At 67.1% G+C, this 20,046-nt stretch carries 19 protein-coding genes and 1 pseudogene; 12 read left to right on the forward strand and 8 right to left on the reverse strand.

What is annotated here, in order from left to right; translation table 11 throughout:
* Positions 1-55 precede the first annotated feature (55 nt).
* A complete protein-coding gene (locus ACFVAV_RS15425) occupies positions 56-1,054 on the forward strand; it encodes an Acg family FMN-binding oxidoreductase (RefSeq protein WP_379035281.1) in 999 nt (332 codons plus the stop codon).
* A gap of 75 nt (positions 1,055-1,129) precedes the next feature.
* Here ACFVAV_RS15425 and ACFVAV_RS15430 read toward each other — a convergent pair whose 3' ends face one another.
* Positions 1,130-2,035: a universal stress protein gene (locus tag ACFVAV_RS15430; RefSeq protein WP_379035283.1), complete on the reverse strand. Its 906-nt coding sequence runs from the start codon at positions 2,033-2,035 to the stop codon at positions 1,130-1,132.
* 294 nt (positions 2,036-2,329) lie between these two features.
* Between ACFVAV_RS15430 and ACFVAV_RS15435 the strand changes: the two genes are divergently transcribed.
* The 3 genes from ACFVAV_RS15435 to ACFVAV_RS15445 all read left to right on the forward strand — a co-directional run bounded on the left by ACFVAV_RS15435 (position 2,330) and on the right by ACFVAV_RS15445 (position 5,428).
* The gene (locus ACFVAV_RS15435; protein WP_379035285.1) at positions 2,330-2,761 is read left to right on the forward strand and encodes a hypothetical protein; all 432 of its coding nucleotides are present in this window, start codon (positions 2,330-2,332) and stop codon (positions 2,759-2,761) included.
* Between the two features lie 242 nt (positions 2,762-3,003).
* The gene (locus ACFVAV_RS15440) at positions 3,004-3,648 is read left to right on the forward strand and encodes a response regulator (RefSeq protein ID WP_379035287.1); all 645 of its coding nucleotides are present in this window, start codon (positions 3,004-3,006) and stop codon (positions 3,646-3,648) included.
* 40 nt (positions 3,649-3,688) lie between these two features.
* Positions 3,689-5,428: a GAF domain-containing protein gene (locus tag ACFVAV_RS15445; protein WP_379035289.1), complete on the forward strand. Its 1,740-nt coding sequence runs from the start codon at positions 3,689-3,691 to the stop codon at positions 5,426-5,428.
* Between the two features lie 3 nt (positions 5,429-5,431).
* Here ACFVAV_RS15445 and ACFVAV_RS15450 read toward each other — a convergent pair whose 3' ends face one another.
* Positions 5,432-6,382 carry a CHAD domain-containing protein gene (locus tag ACFVAV_RS15450; RefSeq protein WP_379035291.1) on the reverse strand — a complete coding sequence of 317 codons (951 nt, stop codon included), beginning with the start codon at positions 6,380-6,382 and terminating at the stop codon, positions 5,432-5,434.
* 205 nt (positions 6,383-6,587) lie between these two features.
* On the opposite strand from ACFVAV_RS15450, the gene ACFVAV_RS15455 reads away from it, so the two are divergent.
* The gene (locus tag ACFVAV_RS15455; RefSeq protein WP_379035293.1) at positions 6,588-7,451 is read left to right on the forward strand and encodes a universal stress protein; all 864 of its coding nucleotides are present in this window, start codon (positions 6,588-6,590) and stop codon (positions 7,449-7,451) included.
* Positions 7,452-7,480: 29 nt separating this feature from the next.
* Here the strand turns inward: ACFVAV_RS15455 and ACFVAV_RS15460 are convergent, their stop codons facing one another.
* Positions 7,481-8,479 (reverse strand): zinc-binding alcohol dehydrogenase family protein, encoded by a 999-nt coding sequence (locus ACFVAV_RS15460; protein ID WP_379035295.1) that lies wholly within the window; start codon positions 8,477-8,479, stop codon positions 7,481-7,483.
* Positions 8,480-8,711: 232 nt separating this feature from the next.
* Between ACFVAV_RS15460 and ACFVAV_RS15465 the strand changes: the two genes are divergently transcribed.
* Entirely contained in the window at positions 8,712-9,569 is an 858-nt protein-coding gene (locus tag ACFVAV_RS15465) for a universal stress protein (protein WP_379035297.1), read from the forward strand.
* A gap of 300 nt (positions 9,570-9,869) precedes the next feature.
* Here the strand turns inward: ACFVAV_RS15465 and ACFVAV_RS15470 are convergent, their stop codons facing one another.
* On the reverse strand, positions 9,870-10,361 hold the full coding sequence (locus tag ACFVAV_RS15470) for a hypothetical protein (RefSeq protein ID WP_379035299.1): 492 nt from the start codon (positions 10,359-10,361) through the stop codon (positions 9,870-9,872).
* Between the two features lie 185 nt (positions 10,362-10,546).
* Here ACFVAV_RS15470 and ACFVAV_RS15475 point away from each other — a divergent pair, with 185 nt between their 5' ends.
* On the forward strand, positions 10,547-10,996 hold the full coding sequence (locus ACFVAV_RS15475) for a CBS domain-containing protein (RefSeq protein ID WP_379035301.1): 450 nt from the start codon (positions 10,547-10,549) through the stop codon (positions 10,994-10,996).
* A 44-nt stretch (positions 10,997-11,040) separates the two neighbouring features.
* Positions 11,041-11,958: a universal stress protein gene (locus tag ACFVAV_RS15480; protein ID WP_379035303.1), complete on the forward strand. Its 918-nt coding sequence runs from the start codon at positions 11,041-11,043 to the stop codon at positions 11,956-11,958.
* 366 nt (positions 11,959-12,324) lie between these two features.
* Here ACFVAV_RS15480 and ACFVAV_RS15485 read toward each other — a convergent pair whose 3' ends face one another.
* Complete coding sequence (locus ACFVAV_RS15485) at positions 12,325-13,305, reverse strand: Acg family FMN-binding oxidoreductase (protein WP_379035305.1); 981 nt, start codon at positions 13,303-13,305, stop codon at positions 12,325-12,327.
* A 456-nt stretch (positions 13,306-13,761) separates the two neighbouring features.
* Positions 13,762-14,092, reverse strand: a pseudogene (locus ACFVAV_RS15490) (cupin domain-containing protein).
* Positions 14,093-14,266: 174 nt separating this feature from the next.
* On the opposite strand from ACFVAV_RS15490, the gene ACFVAV_RS15495 reads away from it, so the two are divergent.
* From ACFVAV_RS15495 to ACFVAV_RS15505, 3 genes are all read left to right on the forward strand, one after another.
* Complete coding sequence (locus ACFVAV_RS15495) at positions 14,267-14,740, forward strand: RrF2 family transcriptional regulator (protein WP_379035308.1); 474 nt, start codon at positions 14,267-14,269, stop codon at positions 14,738-14,740.
* Between the two features lies 1 nt (position 14,741).
* Positions 14,742-15,965, forward strand: coding sequence for a globin domain-containing protein (locus ACFVAV_RS15500; protein ID WP_379035310.1), 1,224 nt, complete (start codon positions 14,742-14,744; stop codon positions 15,963-15,965).
* A gap of 274 nt (positions 15,966-16,239) precedes the next feature.
* Entirely contained in the window at positions 16,240-16,704 is a 465-nt protein-coding gene (locus ACFVAV_RS15505; RefSeq protein WP_379035312.1) for a pyridoxamine 5'-phosphate oxidase family protein, read from the forward strand.
* 324 nt (positions 16,705-17,028) lie between these two features.
* Here the strand turns inward: ACFVAV_RS15505 and ACFVAV_RS15510 are convergent, their stop codons facing one another.
* A complete protein-coding gene (locus ACFVAV_RS15510) occupies positions 17,029-18,279 on the reverse strand; it encodes a saccharopine dehydrogenase family protein (RefSeq protein WP_379035314.1) in 1,251 nt (416 codons plus the stop codon).
* 62 nt (positions 18,280-18,341) lie between these two features.
* On the opposite strand from ACFVAV_RS15510, the gene ACFVAV_RS15515 reads away from it, so the two are divergent.
* Positions 18,342-18,875 carry a hypothetical protein gene (locus tag ACFVAV_RS15515; RefSeq protein ID WP_379035316.1) on the forward strand — a complete coding sequence of 178 codons (534 nt, stop codon included), beginning with the start codon at positions 18,342-18,344 and terminating at the stop codon, positions 18,873-18,875.
* Here ACFVAV_RS15515 and ACFVAV_RS15520 read toward each other — a convergent pair.
* Positions 18,802-19,731, reverse strand: coding sequence for a PaaX family transcriptional regulator C-terminal domain-containing protein (locus ACFVAV_RS15520; RefSeq protein WP_379035318.1), 930 nt, complete (start codon positions 19,729-19,731; stop codon positions 18,802-18,804). The genes ACFVAV_RS15515 and ACFVAV_RS15520 overlap by 74 nt on opposite strands.
* Positions 19,732-20,046 lie beyond the last annotated feature (315 nt).

A 20,046-nucleotide genomic window follows, 5' to 3' on the forward strand; every position in this document is an offset into this window, starting at 1 on the left:
GAAGGTGTGCAAAGACCGTCTCGGCACACCCTCGGCGAAGATCACACTGGCAGATATGAGCGATGAACCAGTCCCCCGAGCCCCAGGCGCTCCCACGATCCGGGCGGCGATCGAGCTCGGGTGCCGGGCCCCGTCGATCCACAACACCCAGCCGTGGCGGTGGGTGCTCGACGGCACCCGGCTGCACCTGTGGCGCGACACCGAACGCCACCTCTACGCCGCCGACCCGCACGGCCGTCAAGCGGTGATCAGCTGCGGGGCCGTCCTGCACCACGTGCAGACGGCGTTCGCGTCGCATTGCTGGCACACCGATGTCGTGCGGTTGCCCGACCCCACCCGCCCCGATCTGCTGGCCACCCTCGAGTTCCAGCCCTGGTCCCATCCGCCGATCGGGATATTCCGGCGCGCAGAAGCGATCCAACGCCGCTACACCGACCGGCTGCCGATGACCGAACCGTTCGGGTGGGCCTCGGTGCGCCTGGTCCTCGACGCGCTCGTGGAGGACCATGACCTCACCCTCGATGTGCTCGACGAGGACGCCCGCGCACGCCTTGCCGTGGCCTCCGAGCAGTCTGGTGCCCTGCGCGCCTACGATCCGCGGTATCAGGCCGAGATCGGCTGGTGGGCAGGCCATCTCGATACTGCCGAGGGTGTTCCGCCGTCGGCGTTGGTCTCGGACTCCGAACGCGCCCGGGTCGGCATCGCCCGCGACTTCCCGACACCGGGTCCGTCGGCGCGGCGCGGCGAACTGCGCGACCGCGCCCATCTGGCCGTGCTCACCGCGACCGACGAATCCCCGATGACGTGGCTGCACGCCGGCGAAGCGCTCTCGGCGCTGCTGCTCGAGTGCACCGCCTCCGGGCTATCGACGTGCGCGCTGACCCACATCACCGAACTGGTCTCCGGACGGCGCTTGCTGAGTAGCCTGATCGGTCACCCCGGCGTGCCGCAGGTGATCGTGCGGATCGGGGTCGCTCCCGAGCAGGACCAACCACCGCCCACCCCGCGTCGCCCACTCACCGATGTCTTCACCGAGAAGCGAGCCTCACCCTGATACATACCCCTAGGCGCCACGGACCCGATCGAAACGAGGGATCGTCGGTATCGCCGGGCCGCTGCCCGGAGTCGTTCATTTGCGGTCGCGGACCACGATGGTCGGGATCTCCGCCGAATGCAGCAGCGCGTTACTCGTGGACCCCAGCAGCATGCTGGAGAATCCGCCGCGACCGTGGCTGCCGACCACCAGCAGCTGCGCCGACGCCGATTCGTCGAGCAGCGATCGGACCGGGCGGTTGGCGACCACGATGCGCCGCACCGGCACGTCCGGGTACTGCTCGGCAAACCCGGCCAGGGTCTCGGCCAGGTCTGCCTCGGCCGACACCCGACCGACTTCCCAGCCGAACGCGGGCAGATCCAGCGCACTGGCATCGCTGAACGCATGCAACGCGACCAACTCCACCTTGCGCCGCGAGGCTTCGTCGAAAGCGAGTTCCACCGCGGGCATGCTGTTGGCGCTGCCGTCGACACCGACCACTACCGGCAGCGCCGCCGAGACCGGATCGATCGCGGCCATGCCGTGGATCACCGCCACCGGGCAATGCGCATGCTGGGCCGCGGCCCGGCTGACCGAGCCGAGCAGTCCACGCTCGAACGCGCCGAGCCCGCGGCTGCCGACCACCAGGATCTGTGCGGACCGGGATCGTTCGATCAGCAGTGGGGCGGCCAGCTCGAAACTGACTTCGGTGGTGATCGTGAGGTCCTGGTCGGGTACCGCGGCCCGAGCGACCCGCTCGGCTTCCCCGACGACACGTTCGGCGTCCACGCGCAGCCATTCCAGATCCGCCTCACCCAGCGATATGCCGGGCCCGAACCCGGTCTGCACCGCACCGGAGGTGAGAATGTGCAGCGGCAGATGGTGCAGGGTAGCTTCGACCGCTGCCCACGCCGCGGCCTGATACGAACTCGACGATCCGTCGACCGCGGCCAGCACCGGCTGGATGCGGTGTTCGGTGGGCCCGTGTTGTTTGTCGCTCATCATCGCTCCTGTTCCTCGTCGCGATCGAGGCACGATCGCCGTGCCGATATCGAGCTTCGTCTGGTGCGGGTCTGCGCGTCAGGGGCCAAGGTCCTTGCCGGGGTGGGCCATCGGCCCTGAATCCTCGCGTAACGCCGCGATCGCGGTCGCCAGGGTGGGAAACAGCCGTTCGGGGCCGATGCGTGCACCACCGGCACAAGATGGCCGTATGTCACCGGATCGAGACGCTGGTCCTCGACCTGCGGGACCTTCGACCCTGCCCCCGACCAGGGCTGAAACGCCAGGCTTGTGAGCATGATCTCGACCTACCTGCAGCGACTCGACCCACGGCGATCCGTGCTGTGCCTGATCGCCGGGCTGCTGGCGACGTGGGCGCTCGCAGGGGCGCTCGGACTGATCATCGGGGCTCTGACCCTGGGCCCGGAGGCACAGGACCGGCTGCCCTGGCAGAGCCCGATCCTGGCTGGAGTGTCTTTGGCGCTGGTGGTCGGCCTGCCGATGACCGTTGTCGCCCTCACCGCCACCCACCGCGACCCGCGCACCCCGCAGACGACGATGGCCGCCGCGTGTGCACTGATCGTCTGGATTCTGTTGCAGCTGTTGGTGTTGCGTGAACTGAGCTGGGTGCAGCCGGTGTGTGTGATCCTGGCCGTCGCGGTGGCCGCGCTCGGCGCCCCGCCGCTGCCGTACCGCACCGATCTCACGACGCTGAAACGAGAACGATGATGCGAGCACAGATCGTCTATGAATCCATGTTCGGCAACACCGCTGCGGTCGCCGAAGCAATCGCCGCCGGCCTGCGAACGGGCTGCACAGCTGGCCACGACCGAACCCACCCTGCCGAGGACACCGCGATGATCATGCCGAGCCGTGCTGCCCGATTTGTCCCCGGATTGTCCCCGGCGGCCGGGGACAATCCGGGGACAATTGGGAATACTGTCGACAACACATCCACGAAAGGAACCGCGATGACCAAGGTGTTCCTGGTCGACGACCACGAAATCGTCCGGCGCGGCGTGGGTGACCTGATCGCGCTCGAACCCGATCTCGACGTCGTCGGCGAGGCAGGTAGCTGCGCGCAGGCCCTGGCCCGCATCCCCGCGCTGCGGCCCGACGTCGCGGTGCTCGATGTCCGCCTGCCCGACGGCAACGGGATCGAGTTGTGCCGCGAACTGCTCTCGACCGTGCCCGGCTTACGGTGCCTGATCTTGACCTCGTTCACCGACGAGCAGGCCATGCTCGATGCGATCCTGGCCGGTGCCAGCGGCTATGTCGTCAAAGACATCCGGAGCCTGGAGCTGATCAACGCCGTGCGTGAGGTCGGCGAGGGCAAATCGTTGCTCGACAACCGCGCCGCCGCGGCGCTGATGGCCAAGCTTCGCTCCGAAGCCGAGGAAGAGACCGGCCCGCTGGCCACATTGACCGAACAGGAACGCACCCTGCTCTCCTTGCTGGGCGAGGGCTTGACCAACCGGCAGATCGCCGCGCGCATGTTCCTGGCGGAGAAGACGGTCAAGAACTACGTGTCGCGACTGCTGACCAAGCTCGGCGTCGAGCGGCGGACCCAGGCCGCGGTCATGGCCGCCGACCTCGGCTCGACGCAGCACCGATGACCGCAGGCACCGCCTGAAACGTCCATGCGAGAATCGCCGCATGGACGACTCGTCGGCGGCTAGCGGCCTTCCGCCGGTAACCCACACCCTGTCTCAACTGCGATTGCGTGAACTGCTGAGCGAAGTGCAGGACAGGATCGCCCAGATCGTCGATGTTCGTGACCGGATGGACCGGTTGATGGAAGCGATGCTCGTGGTGACCGCCGGGCTGGACCTCGACAACACGCTACGCACCATCGTCCACACCGCGATCGAACTCGTCGACGCCCGCTACGGTGCGCTCGGTGTGCGTGAAACCGACCTCGACAGCACCGAGCTCGCCGAGTTCGTCTACGAGGGCATCGACGACCGGACTCGGGTGCTGATCGGGGATCTGCCCCGCGGGCACGGTGTACTCGGCCTGCTCATCGCCGAACCCAAACCCATTCGGCTGGCCAACCTTTCCGATCACCCGTCCTCGGTGGGGTTTCCCGCCAACCATCCACCGATGCGAACCTTCCTCGGTGTGCCGGTGCAGGTGCGTGAGGAGGTCTTCGGCAACCTGTATCTGACCGAGAAGGCCGGCGGGCAGGAGTTCACCGACGACGACGAGGTGGTGGTGCGGGCACTGGCCGCCGCCGCGGGTATCGCGATCGAAAACGCTCGCCTCTACGAGCAGTCACGCGTACGCCAGCAGTGGCTCGAAGCCATCCGCGATGTGGCGACCGAACTGCTCGCCGGTAGCCCCTCCGGGGATGTGCTCGGACTCGTCGCCCAACGCGGCCACGGACTGACCGGCTCGGCATGTACCTACCTCGCACTGCCCGAAGACCCCGACATCCCCCACGAGGAAATCACCGAACTCGTCGTCGTCGCCGCGGCAGGCACCGATGCCGAGAACCTGATCGGCAAGCACATCCCGCTCGACGACCCGCACTCGTCCGAAGCGTTCCGCGCCGGACGGACAGTCTCGGGCGAGGCATGCCCCGCCAGCAACCCGATCTTCGATTCCTTCCACGACGTCGGTGCGGTACTCACCTTGCCTCTGCGCGCGAACGGCGCAGTGACCGGCGTTTTGACATCGGTGTTTCCCGCCGGTGCTCGCCGCCTCGACGCGGTCGATCAGGCGTCGATGACCACCTATGCCGACCAGGCGGCGGTGGCGCTGCACCTGGCCGACACCCAACGCCGGATGCGGGAGCTCGACGTCTACGCCGACCGCGATCGAATCGCCCGCGGCCTGCACGATCACGTCATCCAACGGCTCTTCGCCGTCGGTCTGTCCCTGCAGGGCACGATGCAGCGGGCCAGGACCAGCGAGATCCGTGGCCGCCTCGACGAAACCATCGACGACATCCAAGCCATCGTCCAGGACATCCGCTACTCGATCTTCGATCTACAGAACAGGGCGTCGACCGACTCCCCGACCTACCGGAAACGACTGCACGCCATCATCACCGAGATGACCGCCGAGACCGGCCTGCGCACCACCGTCCGGCTGGCCGGCCCGGTCACCGTCCTGGAACCGCCGTTGTCCGACCACGTCGAAGCGGTGCTGCGGGAGGCGGTGAGCAACGTCGTGCGCCACGCCAAGGCCGACGCCGTCGCGGTGGAGCTGGTGGTCGGCGACGAGGTCTCGATCGAGGTCACCGACGACGGCATCGGTATCGCGCCCGAGGCCACGCGCCGCAGCGGCCTGGCCAACCTCGCCGCCCGCGCCCGCGACATGGGCGGCACCTTCTCCATCACAGCCGACGAACACGGCGGCACCACCTTGGTGTGGTCGGTGCCACTGAACTGAGCCTCACCCGCTCGCCGAACCCAGGTGCACATCGGCCATCACCCGGGCACCACGCAGGGCCTGCCAGTACGCCGAGGGCAACGCCGCCGAACACTGCGCGGCCCGATCGATCTCGCGCTGCAACAGCAGCCCGTAGGTGAATGCCGACTCCCCGGCGTTCTCGGCTTCCCTGGTGATCTGCATCAGATGATGCTTGGCCACGGCCGCGTCTTGGTGGCCACCGAGCAGGTCCTGCACCGCTGCCAGGCCCTGGCATGCTTGTTCGGTGCGCGCCGGAGCGACATCGTCGACGCTTTCCAGGTAGTAGCGGGTGCGGCGGATCGCCTTGCGCAACCCGTGCATCGCCGCATCGCGCGCATCCTCGCCGCGCGCGGACTCCACGGCACGCATTCGCGACCTGACCCGTTCGAGCAGCGCCTCGAGCACTACGGTGTTGTCGACGTCGTCGATCCCTGGCACCACACCACCGCACAGCAGCCGTTCCTCGGCCATCAGATCTTCGACCATCGTGGGGAATCGTGGCGAGGCGAGAAGCTCTCGACCCGCGATCCACGCCGGTCGGGTGCGGTCGGCGAAGTACCCGCTGATCCGGGCACGCACCGGACCCCGCACATAGCGGGGTCGCAGCAGATCCGCTGCGGCGAGCAGCCATGCCGCCTGTGTCCGGAGTTCGTGTGCGGCGCCGACAGTGATGCCGAACCATCGCAACTCCTCGATGAGCCGGTGCACCTCGGGCTGGGTGCGAGCGGTCTGCCGGTGGGCGGCCAGCGCGCCCCGGGCGCGTCGGGCGGCGATGACCATGTCGGCGACTGCATCCGGGTCATCGTGGGCGCAGGCCGCGATCTGCCCATCCATGATCGTCTCGCGCTGTCGGTGCAGGTATCGAGCCAGCAAAGTGCTCGCCGATGCGGGCTCGGTGGCGCCCTCGGCATCGGCGGTGGGGATCTCGGTCATCGCAAAAGACCTACCTCGGTGAGTGGGATCTGTTCCCTCCACCTTGCGCTTGCCGCGCCCGTACCCCCAGGGTCGTTGGCCTCGCACGGTCCCCGATTCAGGTCGGGCCCGGCAACGACCTAGTACCCCTGCCAGCGGGCACTCCGGCCCTGCCGATGTGTGCGACTCCGGGCGCACAGTGACAGAAGACAGAAAGGCACGCACCATGTCCACTTCTCGAAATCCGAATCAGCCGGTCGTGGTAGGCGTCGACGAATCCGAACAGTCTCGCGTCGCGCTGCGCTGGGCGGCTCACTATGCGGCACGACACCGAGTGCCGCTGCATATCGTCTACGCCATCGATGTCCCCGTCGACTTCGGGCCCGGGGTGACCGCCCCGATCTACGATGCCGAACGCCTCCGCAGCCATGGCGAGTCGGTCGTCGCGTCCGCCGCGGCCCAGGCCGCCGAGTTCACCGATGTCGCGATCTCGACTGCCGCGGTGGAGGGCTCGCCGGTCGCGGTGCTGCGTCACCACAGCAAATCCGCGCGGCTGCTGGTCGTGGGCAGCCGGGGCCTGGGCGCGCTGCGGCGCACCCTGCTCGGCTCGGTCAGCACCTCGCTGGCCCGCCACGCCGAATGCCCGGTCGCGGTGATCCCGGAAACCGAGCTCTACTCCCGCACCGCGGTGGTGGTCGGCGTCGACGGCTCGCTGTGCAGCTCCCTCGCCATCGCCATCGCCTTCGACGAGGCCGCCCGGCGCGGTGCCCGCCTGATCGCGGTGCACGCCTGGTCGGAGCTCTTCCGGTACGAGGCTCGGGCCACGATGCAGACCGAAGGCGAGGCGGTGCTGGCCGAAAGCCTCGCCGGCTATGCCGAGAAGTATCCCGAGGTCGCCGTCGATCGTGTCGTCGTGGAAGACCGGCCCGCCGCAGCCCTTCTCGCCGCAGCCGAAGGCGCCCAGCTGATCGTGGTCGGCAGCCACGGGCGTGGTGGATTCGCCGGGATGACCCTGGGATCGGTCGCCCAAGCCGTGCTCCACGGTGCCGAATGCCCGCTGATCATCGCCCGGCCCGACCCCACCACCTGACCTGCCGCGCGAGACGCCGGGGCACGGTGTCAGGGCACCAGTACCGCCGCCCCGTCGAAGCGGCCTTGGGCCAGGTCGGACAGCGCTCGATCGGCGTGATCGAGCGGGTAGCGGTGGGTGGAGACCGAGAGCCGATGCTGTTGTGCCAGGGCCAGGAATTCTCGGGCCTGAGCCCGCGTATTGGACGTCACGCTGCGGATCTGACGTTCCCGGAACAGGTGACGCTGATAATTCAGTGCCGGGACGTCACTGAGGTGGATCCCGGCGATGGCCAGTGTCCCGCCACTGTCGAGCGCCTCGAGGGCCGGCAACACCAGCTCACCGGCCGGGGCGAACAAGATCGCCGAATCCAGCAACTCGGGCGGCGGATCTGCCGGGCCCTGCGCCGATTCCGCGCCCAGAGCCAACGCCAACTCCGCGGCCGCCGCACCACGAGTCATCACATGCACTCGCACGCCACGGGCGATCGCGACCTGCGCGGTCAGATGCGCGCTGCCCCCGAAGCCGTAGATGCCCAGCACCCCACCATCGGGGACTTCGGCGCGCACCAGCGCGTGGTAGCCGATGATCCCGGCGCACAGCAACGGCGCCAACTCCTCATCGCTGTACCCGCCCGGCAACGGCAACGCGAAATCAGCAGGGACAGTGGCGTATTCGGCGTAGCCACCGTCTGCGTCCCAGCCGGTGTAGCGCGACTGCAAACACAGATTCTCGGCGCCGCGCCGACAATAGCGGCAGACACCACAGGTATGGCGCAGCCACGGCACCCCGACCCGATCACCCACCGTGACATCGGCACACCCGTCCGGCACCGACACCACCTCGGCGACGATCTCGTGGCCGGGGGTCACCCGCTGTCGATGCACAGGCAGATCACCTTCGACGACGTGCAGATCGGTACGGCAGACCCCACACGAGAGCACCCGCACCAGCAACTCCCCCGCCGCCGGCACCGGGATCGGCTCCTGCCACATCGCCACCGGCCCGGTCCCGACCGGTCCCGGTTGCTCGACTCGCCAGATTCGCATCATGTCCAGCTCCGATGATCGTCGCCGCCACCTTGCCGTGCCCCACCCGCCCAGGGCCTGCGATCAGGCCGCAGTGAGAGGGGGCGACCCGCACGTGCCCGAGTCTCGCGTCCCAACAGGCCGCCCACCAATGTCCCCATAGTAAGAGCACTACGGCTCTCCTGAGATGCTCGCGCGCCGGGCAAGAATCGAGCATGCGCCCTGCTCCACCCGACCAGTGAGGCCGCCCACCATGCCATCACCTTCTGCCCGGCCCGTCGTGGTCGGCGTCGACGGCTCCGAATCAGCGCTGACCGCGGTCCGATGGGCAGCCCGTGCAGCGCATCTGCGCAGCGCCTCGCTGCATCTGGTCCACGCGATGAGTTCAGGATGGGACCTGGGCCGCGGCGGCGTCGTCGCACTGCAAAGCCCGGCGATGCACAAACAGGGCCAAGCGGCCCTGAGCGTAGCGACCAGCGTCGCGGTCGAGTCGGCACCCGGGCTCGCGGTGCACAGCGATCTGGTCAGTCCCTCACCTCTTTCGGCGCTACGCCGACGTGCCCGCGAGGCCGAGCTGCTGGTTGTGGGCACTCGAGGGCTGGGGGCATTCGAGCGTGCCCTGCTCGGGTCCGTCAGCCGCGCGCTCGCCCGCCACCCGGTCTGCCCACTCGCTGTCGTGCCGGCGGCAAACCATCTCGCGGGCACGCACCTGCCGGTACTGGTCGGCATCGACGGCTCACCCGCCAGTGGCCGCGCACTCGAGATCGCGATCGAGGAGGCGTCGCGACGGCGCGTCGGCCTCGAAGCAATCTACATCTGGTCAGAACCCGAACCCGGGATCCAGCACGCCCACATGCCTGAGCACGCCCGACAGATGCTGTCCCAAGCTCTCACCGGCTACCGCGAGAAATACCCGGAGGTCGCGATCACCACGCACGTCGCCGAAGACGATCCAGCCCAACGGCTGCTGGAGGAATCACGCCGCGCCCAGCTGATCGTCCTAGGCAGCCACGGCCGCGGCCGCTTGACCGGGCACGTCCTCGGCTCGGTCAGCCGGGCGGTCCTCTACGCCACGCAGATCCCCCTCATCCTCGTCGGCCGACGAATCTGAAAGGGACCACACGCCGCGCTGCCTCCGCAGAGCGTCGGCGCTATCACACGACCCAGGACGCGGGCGTCGACGCCGGGGACCGGCGGTGAGATCGAGGCACTACTGACCGAGCGTCACGGCCGGTTTCCCTCGGTCAAACCCGGCTGGTCACCTATTTCGGTCACCCCCGCACGGCGGTGGAGAAGTTCAGCGCCACAGCGCAATTGGTGGTCGTGTCCCGGGGTCGCAGACAGCTGTGGCCACATCTGCATGGCATCGCGCACACGGCGCTGTATCACTCCCGCAGCGCTGTAGGAGCCTTCAGAGTCCTGGATCTACTGGATCGGCAAGCAGCGCGACACGGTCGGCTGCCGGGTCGAACCCGAGCACTGGGTAACCGTACTGGCCCTCGGCGGCCATGAACACGGGCTTGCCCAGTAGACGGCCGAACGCGCACACGAAGTCGCACAGGGTATCCACTCCGGCCTGACCTTGCAGCTCGCGAAGGTCCACGTCGAAATCGACCTCTGTGGCGGACATCGGCCAAAAGTTCACCTGCACGCTCGGGACGGGCCTGACCCGCAGCAAGACAGACTCCGCATCGACAGGGCGTGGCAGCACCTCCGCCGCAGCCGGTAGCGGTCGCACGGTGCCGCCTTCCTCGTACTCCCATGCCCACCCAGTGGACCGGACCAGGTCGAAGACCGCCTGCCAGTCCTCGACCGAGGCGTCCGGCACCCACAGATCCGGCAGGGTGCCCATCAGGTTGGGGTCGAAGAAGTTCTTGACGTCGTTCCACAGCAGATCCGGCATTCTGCCAGGCTGCCAGAGCGCCCCACCGGACCGCAGCCCGATTTCGTCGCCCCACCCGACCCGTGTGTAGCCACAGCTCGACCATTCTGAAGTGCCTTCGACGTGGTGACCATATGCCCTCGTGGACAACGGGCTGCAAGTCGAATGATTGATTCACGGACAACGCCGAAACCAGGAGGTGCATCATGACAACGACCGACGCTGTCATGCACGCCGACGTCGCCTTCATCACCGTGCGCGACACGATGGAGACCGCCGCCAGACGGATGCACCAACTCGACATCGGCGCGCTGCCGATCTGCGACGGCGAAGGGCATCCGGTCGGTATCGTCACCGACCGCGACATCGTCATCAAAGTGATCGCGCTCGGCGAGAACCCCAAAAACACCACCGCCGGCGAACTCGCCCAAGGTGAGGCGCTACTGACCATCGATGTCGGCGTCGACATCGAGCAAGCCCTGGCAGTGATGGCGCAGCATCAAATTCGCCGGCTACCGGTCACCGACGAGGGAAAGCTGGTGGGCATCATCACCGAAGCCGACCTCGCCCGCCGGCTACCCGATCAGACGGTCGGCGAGTTCGTCGACGCGATCTGCGCCCAACACCTGCCCTCGACAACCAACGGCGAATCCTGACAAACCAGACACCCCGCCACACGACAGCCGAAGGGACCCAGGTCATGACTGCCCCCAGCGTTGACCCGCAATCGCCGACAGCGGCACCGGTTGTGGTCGGCATCGACGGCTCTCGAGCCGGCGGGCTGGCTGTGCGATGGGCCGCCGAGACCGCTGCCGCGGCAGGACGGCGCCTGCGCATCGTGCACGCGGCCGATCTGACTGCCGCGCACATCCTGCTCGATCCATACGAGTTGCCCATGGCCTCGGTGACAGATGCCATGCACGCCTACAGCGCCGACTCCCTGACCGCGGCGCGGCAGCAGGCACAGGCCATCGATCCCGCGCTGATCGTCGAAACCGAAGTCGTGGACGGCACCCCATCCCAGGTGCTGATCAACGAAACCGACACCGCGCACCTGACCGCAATCGGCGCGTTGGGGCTCAGTGGCGGCGGGCTGTTCGGTTCCACAGTGCTCGCCGTCGCTGCGTATGCGCACGGTCCGGTGGTGATCGTGCGTGACTGCGGCTCCGAACAGCCGACCCGACACCTCGGGCCTGTGGTCGTCGGAATCGACGAAAGTGAGTACAGCCGCACTGCCTTGGCAGCCGCCTTTGCCGAAGCCGACCAGCGCGGCGCCGAACTCGTCGTGGTCCACTGTTGGAGCGACCTTCGGTTCGACTGGTTCGCCGGACTACCCGACGTTCTCGCGGATCGCACCGCGCAAGCCGATGCACAAGAGTTGATCAGCGCGCAGCTGACCGGCTGGACAGAGAAGTACCCGGACGTGACGGTCGTGCGGAAAATCTACGTGGCGGGACCGTCCCATCATTTGATCGAGTGGTCCAAATCGGCCCAGCTTGTCGTCGTGGGCAACCGCGGCCGCGGCGGTTTCCCCGGCCTGCAGCTCGGCTCGACCAGCAACGCGGTGATCCAGTGCGCACACTGCCCGGTCATGGTCGTCCATCCCCGTTCCAGGTGAACCGGCCGCCGGCAAGGTCAGCTCACCTCGACCTTGCTGTAGCCAGACCCTCGGTTCGAGCCGCGCCGATGTCCTGTGGACCGGATACACCGCCGATGACATCTTTGCGGCGTTCGATGCCTGCCATCTCGGGCGACCTCGCAGAACCCCCGGCGTCGCGCGGGCCACGCCTATGCGCCATAACCGCTACGCCGATACCCATTTGGCAGTTGGGACCGGCCGATTCCATCCGGAACGCCCCGGCATCGAGAAACCCGGCACAGCCCAAGTTCCAAACCGTAACCGACGCGACCAAAACGCTCCGAATCGAAGTCGGCGACGGGTTCGCCGCTGCCCTGCTGACGCTGAGGCCCCTGCCTCGATCGCTCAGTCGACCTCGGAGGGAACCAGCAAATCTTCGACCGGGCGACGGGGAGTCTCGGCAAGGGGCTCGTTACTGGTGGGTGCCCAGCCGACTCGGATGAAGGCTTGCGGATAGCTGGTGCCATTGAGCATCTGCGACCGGATCTTCTCGCGCTGCTCGGGAATTTCGAGCGGTTCGGTCAGCGCGCAGGACGCCAGCCCGATGTTGGCAGCGGTCAGCAGCACGGCACTCATCGCCTCGCCCGCACGCAGCCGAGACATCCGATCGTCGGAGGATGTTCCCAGCATCAGCAACTCCGCGTGGTCGGGTTCCTGCGCCGGATCAGCCAATTCGGGGCCGGCGAAGGTCCGGGCAGGAAGCTCGTCACCGGGGCGTGGCCGCGGGGTGCTGCGGGCCGGGACCCCGTCGAGGCTGCCATGGCGTCCAGACCACACCGCCAGCTCGAACCGGTAGTCCGGATCGGCGGCATGTGCTCGCGCGGCCGCGCGGACAGCGACCACCAGGCGGTCGCGTTCGCCATCGGTCACCGGACGCACCATCGCACCCAAGGCCAGTGCCCGCTCGGTCAGCAATCCGAGATATCCGGGCGGAACCGGCCAGGAGGTGAAACGTCGGCGGTCGGTGCGCCGTTGACCAATCGCTGCGCTCATGTCGATCTCTTGGTCGGTGGGCCGATGACTCACCAACGTCACTGCGGCGAGATGGTCGGGGTCATCAGGGTTGGGCAGTCGGTGAACCACCGTCGCCCAACCGGTCGCAGCGAAGGCCACCGAAAGGTGGTGCAGCGCCGCGCCGCAACTGAGGATCAGGTCGCGCCGGTCGGGGTCGGTCACCGGCAGCGCCCGCTCCTGGTCGAGATACAGGTGAATACTGCGGCCGGCGACGCGCCAGCGCCACGGCTGCACGTTGTGTACCGACGGTGCTCGCCCGGCCAGCGCGAGTACCGCCTTAACAGTGTTGTCGTCAGGCAATCCGCGGTCCATGATGTCCGTCCTTCGTCGAATGTCCCCACCACAGTGGCACCGAGGCCTCGCAGCTGATAAGGGCACGAGGACCCCTCCTGAGGTGACTTCGGACGACAATCACGGCGAGAAGAGTCGATGCGGTGCCGCCGGGAGGCCTCCGGCGATGGATTCCACCGCCCGCCACTGTTGTTCGAGGATCTGGCTCGGAGGCAAGTCTGGGAACCGGAGTACATGGCACGGCTGGTTCAGTACTGCGTTGTGCCACAGATCTGGTTGTGACGGTGGGGTTTCGGTGTCGGCTGCGGTTTCGGGTCGGTCGAGGGCAGGGGTGAGGACCTCGACGTGTGCCTCGGGTGGGGAGCCGGGGCGACGACCAGTCGCGACAAGCCTGCGCCGATGACGGCGGCATCAGATTGGCTGCCTTCATCCACACCGAATACACCGCCGAGCACGTCCGTGATGGGTGTGTCGGCCCTAACCCAGCTTCGCGACGGTCAGCAACACTGTCGCAGCCTCGAGGGCTTCCAGCGAATGCCGCATGTTGGGCACGATCAACAGGTCTCCGGGCGAACCCTCCCAGTTGTTCTGACCGGCACTGAGCCGAACCCGTCCGTGCAGCATGAACAGTCGCCTCGCCCGGGTTTTCGTGCTCGTCGAGCCGTTGTCCCGCAGCCAGTGCGATCAAGGTTTGGCGCAGAACGTGCTCATGACCGCCGTAGATCGTGCGAGCGCTACGACCGCTCGACGCGGTGCTCGCAAGCTCGAGTTGCTGGCGCGCCAGGGCTGTCAGGGACATCTTCTGCATGGTGCATGCCTCCCTCGTGGGTCGTCAGATCAACCCTTCCGTACCTGAGAAGCCCACGTGCGGATGGCGGCGATGTCCACCCCGAATTGCCAGGTCTGTGTACACATCGAGCCACCCGCGTAACACCGATCACATAATTGGTATCTGATATGCGAATTAAAGTACGGTCGGGCCATGCACCTCAGCCGGTTCACCGACCTCGGACTACGGATCGTCATGCGACTCGCTGTGGCGGCGGACGGTGACCGCCCCGGAAGCCGGGACATCGCCGACGAATTGTCGGTGTCGTACGCCCATGCGGCGAAAGTGATCACCCGACTCTCCGAGCTCGGCATCGTCGATGCACGACGCGGACGCGGAGGTGGCCTGGCCATCACCGAACTCGGTCACACCGCCTCGGTGGGATGGCTCGCGCGGCGCCTCGAAGGTGAGACGGAAGTGGTCGAATGCGACGGCGCCAATCCGTGCCCGCTGCGGTCGGGTTGCTTGCTTCGGTCGGCGCTGCGCCGCGCCCAGGAAGCCTTCTTCGAGTCGCTGGACACTCTCACCATCGAGGACCTCACCCGGGCGCCCACCCGAACCATCCTGCTCGCCCTGCCCCCGCCGGTCGGCGCAGTCCCCCACATTTCGTCAACGATCGGAGAATGACATGCTCTCGCCCACTGCGACCGAGATGATCCGCGCCACCCTGCCCGCGGTCGGTGCTGCCATCGAGGACATCACGACGCTGTTCTACCGCAAGATGTTCGCCGCCCATCCCGAACTCGAACGCGACCTGTTCAACCGCGGAAACCAGAAGCAGGGCGGCCAGCAGAAGGCTCTCGCCGGGGCCATCGCAGCCTTTGCGGCTCTTCAATTGGAGCCAGATCAGGCCCGTGTCGATCTGATCCTGTCCAGAATCGCCAACAAGCACGCGTCGCTGGGAATCGAGCCCGCACAGTATGCGATCGTGCACACGCACCTGTTCGAGGCCATCGTCGAGGTGCTCGGTGACGCCGTGACACCCGAGGTCGCTGCCGCCTGGGACGAGGTGTACTGGCTGATGGCGCAGACACTGATCTCGATGGAAGCCGGGCTCTACCAGGCTGCAGGTGTCGCGGTGGGGGATGTCTGGCGCCAGGTGCGTGTCCGCGACCGCCGCCACGAGTCGGCCGACACGGTCTCCTTCGTGCTCACCTCGGCAGACGGTGCACCCTTGCCGTCCTTTGCTCCGGGGCAGTATCTGTCGGTGGGTGTCCATCTCCCCGATGGTGCGCGCCAGATCCGTCAGTACAGTTTGTCCTCTGCGCCGTCGCGCGATGACTGGCGCATTACCGTCAAGCGCGTCGACGCCCGGATTCTGGCGGGTGGGTCGGTGATCCCAGCTGGTGAAGTGTCGAACTTCCTGTTCCATAATGTCTTCGAAGGCGACATGCTGAACGTGACCACGCCGTTCGGTGACCTGGTGCTCCAGGACGACGACGCGCCGCTGCTCCTTGTCTCCGCCGGTATCGGCTGCACGCCGATGATGGGCATGCTCAGTCATCTCGCCGAAACCGACGACTCCCGTCCGATCACAGTGCTGCACGCCGACCGCTCACCCAGCAACCACGCGCACCGTGCCGAGTTGACTGAACTGGTGGAACGTCTGCCGTTCGCCGTCATGCACCGCTGGTACGAAGACCTCGGCGTCCGCCGCCCCGAAGGCAGCCTGCGGGAAGGCCGCGCCGACCTCGGTGAGATCACCATCGCACCCGGCACCCGGGCATACCTCTGCGGTCCCCTGCCGTTCATGCTCGGCATGCGGGAGGCGCTCCTCGCCAAGGACGTGGCACCCGAGAACATCCACTACGAGGTCTTCGGTCCGGACAGCTGGGCAGCGGCCCCGGCGTGAGCAGCGTGCCGCTAACACCCCCGACTCACTGAATCGGGGGTGTTACCGAGCTGAGACTTCCCATTACTGACCAAGCGCCACTGCGGTAGCGGGCACCCTCACCGACGTGACGGTGCCAATTGGACTTGGAATCGGACGACGCGTCTTCGGTGTCCTGAACCCGTCAAGATTGCCTGGGCGGCAATACTGGTCCTCACCGTCATCGTTGGCGGACGGATGGGCGCATCGGCAGGTGAACGGACAGACTAATGCCCACGACAGGAAGGTGCAGACGATGGGAAGCCACGACCCGAGTGTCACAGAGCTCGCTGTCAACGAATGCTGGGCGCTACTCCGTACCGGGGATGTAGGCCGCCTCGCCGTGTGGGTGGATGACCATCCGGACATCTTCCCCCTCAACTACGCGGTCGATCACGGAACCATCGTGTTTCGATCCGCACGAGGCACCAAGTTGTCTGCCGCGTTGTCGGATGCGCCCGTCGCGCTGGAAGTCGACGGCTATATCGCTGAGTCTCATGAAGCCTGGAGCGTGGTGATCAAGGGACGTGCCGAAGGGATCCGTGAGATCGGTGACTTGATGGACACCGTGGATCTCCCCCTCTATCCGTGGCAGGGCGGGGCGAAGAATTTCTTCATCCGACTCGTACCCACCATGGTGACCGGTCGCCGGTTTCCTGTTGTCGACCCGGCCGCTTGGCAGACTCCCTTCTCGAATGTACGACGTTCTCCTTCGGAGTAAGGCACCTTCGGCTGCGGTGGTGCCCGCGCGGATAAGGGCACCAGGACCCCTCCTGAGGTGATTTCAGCCGACAATCGCGGTGAGCGGAGTCGATTGGATTCCGGTCCACGGCGCCGACGGAAAGAACAGCGCCGACGCCCCGTGAACGAGACTTACGTGGATTCAGCATTTCTTGGCGCGAGGTGGGCACACGGGGTGGTGGATGTGTCGCGCCAATGCTCGGTGGTCCACCGCGATGCGGCGGATGCGGTTGTGCTGCAGAGGCCGGGCGGTGACCGGTCAGCCGAATCCGTGCAGACGACGAGGGCATCGAATCGGCCGTCGTCACCCACCAACAGCGCTCTGGTCGGCTTCGCCGACCCCGGCGATCTGCCCGCACGGCGCATGCTCGACGGTGACGGGACGCTGCGCCGGGCTCATCCCGATTCTGGTAGCGAGATCGCGGAAGAAGCGTTCGGAGTCGATGATCGCCTCCGGTGGATGGACCCCTGGTTTTCGGGCGGTGCCGTCGATGAGCTGCGCCAAACCCAATGCCAGGGGTATTCCGGTGGATCTGGCCATGTCGGTGAGGAATCGTGCCGTTTCCGGGGTCTCAGTGAGGTAGGCGATGGTGCTGCGGTCATGGGTGCCGGTGTTGCCGGTCGCGGCCGCGAAGAACGGCGGCAGGGTGCCATGTGAGGGGCGTGAGCGAAGCCGGGTCAGGGACCGCAGGATGCGTCGCAGGCTGGGTTGGGCGATTTCGTGCGCGGCGGTTTCGTTGGTGAGTTTGCCGCGGTCGATATCGGTGCGCAGCACATCGAGGAAGGCCGCGGTCCCCGGCGTGACCACCATGAGGTTGACGGCCTCACCGCGAGGAGACAGGGTGCGCTGCATCGTGATCGGCTCCGGGTGCCCGACCGTATAGGCGGCGCCACGCCGGCGACCGGGTAGATCCAGGGTGACCGCGCGCAGCGGCGCTTCCTCGGCCAGGACGCCGTCGCGGACGACGGTGATGGTGCCGCTGATCTGTTGCATCCAGTGCACCGCGGCCGCGTCTGCCATGCTGTCGGGCCCCGCCGGATCCGGGGTGGCGACGGATTCGGGAACGTCGACGGGCCAGGCGGTATAGAGGTCCTCGACCCGCTGCAATCCTCGAGTGGCGGTGAGTGCGAGCAGATTACTCACCCCTGGGCTAGCTCCCATCCCCACGATCGCGCACACGCCGGTCTTCTGCGCGGCGTTGTGCAGTTCGAGCATGCGCGTGGTGGGTTCGCCGTCGTCACAGATATCGAGGTAGTGGGTCCGAGTCAGAATCGCCGCCTGCAGAACCGTCGGGCCGAATCGGTAGTACGGGCCCACGGTGTTGAGCACGACATCGGCGCCGTGCAGAGCCTGGTTGAGCACGGCGGGGTCGGTGATGTCGACCCGCAGGGCGCGGACGGGGACCGCCCGCCCGGCCAGTTCGACCGCCAATGCCTGAGCCGCGGCCAGATCTCGGTCGGCCACAACGATTTCGGTCACGGTGGGCAACGTCGCTGCAGCGCGCACCGCTGCCGCTCCCATCGCCCCCGCTCCCCCCAGTGCGAGCACCCTCATACGATCAATCTCCCAAACTAGAAACGTTCGTTTCGTCTACGATCGACACTAACATGATCGCAATGAGTTCGGATTCCGCGAGGAACAACAAGACAGCCCGCTGCACAGCCCAGTCAACTGGCGACTGCCCCACCACCGTCGTGCAGCAGCGCCCGGCGCAGACGCTGGTAACGAGGGAGGCGTGGGGCGGCATCGTCTATGGCTGCCTGACATTGCCTTTCACCACTCCCGCCGCGACCGCGGTACCCGAGTGGGCTCAGCTGTTCGGGCTCGCCCTGTTGGCGGCGGCTCCGGTGCTCAGGCTCGCCTGCTGGCGCGCGATGATCGCGGCAGGCTTGAGCGCATCACGGCGCGCGGCGGCGGCGCGGCTGGACGAGCAGTGCCGAGATGAACGGCGTGTTCGCCGTGGCGCCCTGCTGATCGTCGGCGCGACAGTTGTGCTGCTGCCGATTCCCCCGACGTGGGTGCGGTTCTGGTTCGTGCTGGGGATGGTGACGACGGTGCTGGCCCTCGTCGCGTTGGTCACCCAGCAGTGCAGATCGCCTGCCCACCTGCGGTTTCGACGCCCTCGGCGTCGGCGGTCACCCGCTCGATAACATCGGCGTAGTGGTAGAACATGCGAGGCCAGTCGGGCATCGACCGCAAGGGCATCACTTGCGCCCAGCAGGCTGCCAGTGCTGACCGGGCTCGGGTGCCCGGCCACGGCTGCGGGAGTAACTCCGGTGGCAGTAGCGGGTCGGGCTCGCTCGCCCGGGTGAACTCGGCGGCCAGTTCGACGAGGATGGTGAGTATCTGCGACCGCGACAGTTCCTGTGGGCCGGCCAGCCGGTCCAGGCGCGCCTGAGTCACCGCCAGCAATCGCTCATGGCCTGCAGCGATCTTGTCCAACGGCCATAGGTGCGCGGCCATCTGCCGGGGCGAGTCCAGCTCGCCGACACGCAGATCCGTGGTGGTGAGCCGAGTCAGGTGCCCGCCGATGTCGAGCCGGTCGGCCAAGGCCTCGACGTACGGTTCCCACGAGTTCGGCGACACGTAGAGCCCACCTTGAATCGCTGCGCCGCCCAGGCTCACGATGCCGTCGCGCACGGCATCTCGGGCCTGTCGACGGGTCTCGGGAACAGCGAAGGCGACCAGATGCCAGATTCCGTCCCATGGGGCGGCACCGCGATCCTGGTCATACATCAAGCCGACGAACTCGACGTTGGGCTCGATCGAATCGAACATTTGGGCGCCCACACGCAACAGCGCCCGTCGACCTCGGCCCTCCTGGGTGATCTGCCCGTCAGTGACCAGGCGTCGGATGTGGAGGCGCACTTGCTGATCCGACATCCCCAGCGCGGCAGCCACCGTGTACAGCTCGCCGGCGTCGATGGTCGCGTCCGCGCGGATCATGCTCTCCACGAGCAGTCTGGTCGGTATCTCGACCGCGTCGTTCGCGTGCTCTCCAGCCATGCATCCACCATATCCCCCGAATACCGTTCACTTTGCAAACGATAGTTTCGAACTTGAATGTAATGGTGGGGTCATGCCGTCGCCGACCCCGCCCGCGCCTCCAGCCCTCCGTCGCCGCCGGTGGGCCCGAAGCCTCGTCGCGATGCCGGCGGTTCTTGCCGTTCTCCGTGGTGCCACGCTGGGGTCTCGAGAGTGCCCTTCACAGACCTAAGGCACTTTCGCTGCGGTGGTGCCCGCGCGCAGGATCGAAGATGTGCACGCATCTGAGCGATCCACGGATCGGCCCGATCGGGGACAATCGCGCGCCCTGACGCG

The sequence above is a fragment of the Nocardia sp. NPDC057663 genome (assembly GCF_042799895.1).
Lineage (GTDB): Bacteria > Actinomycetota > Actinomycetes > Mycobacteriales > Mycobacteriaceae > Nocardia.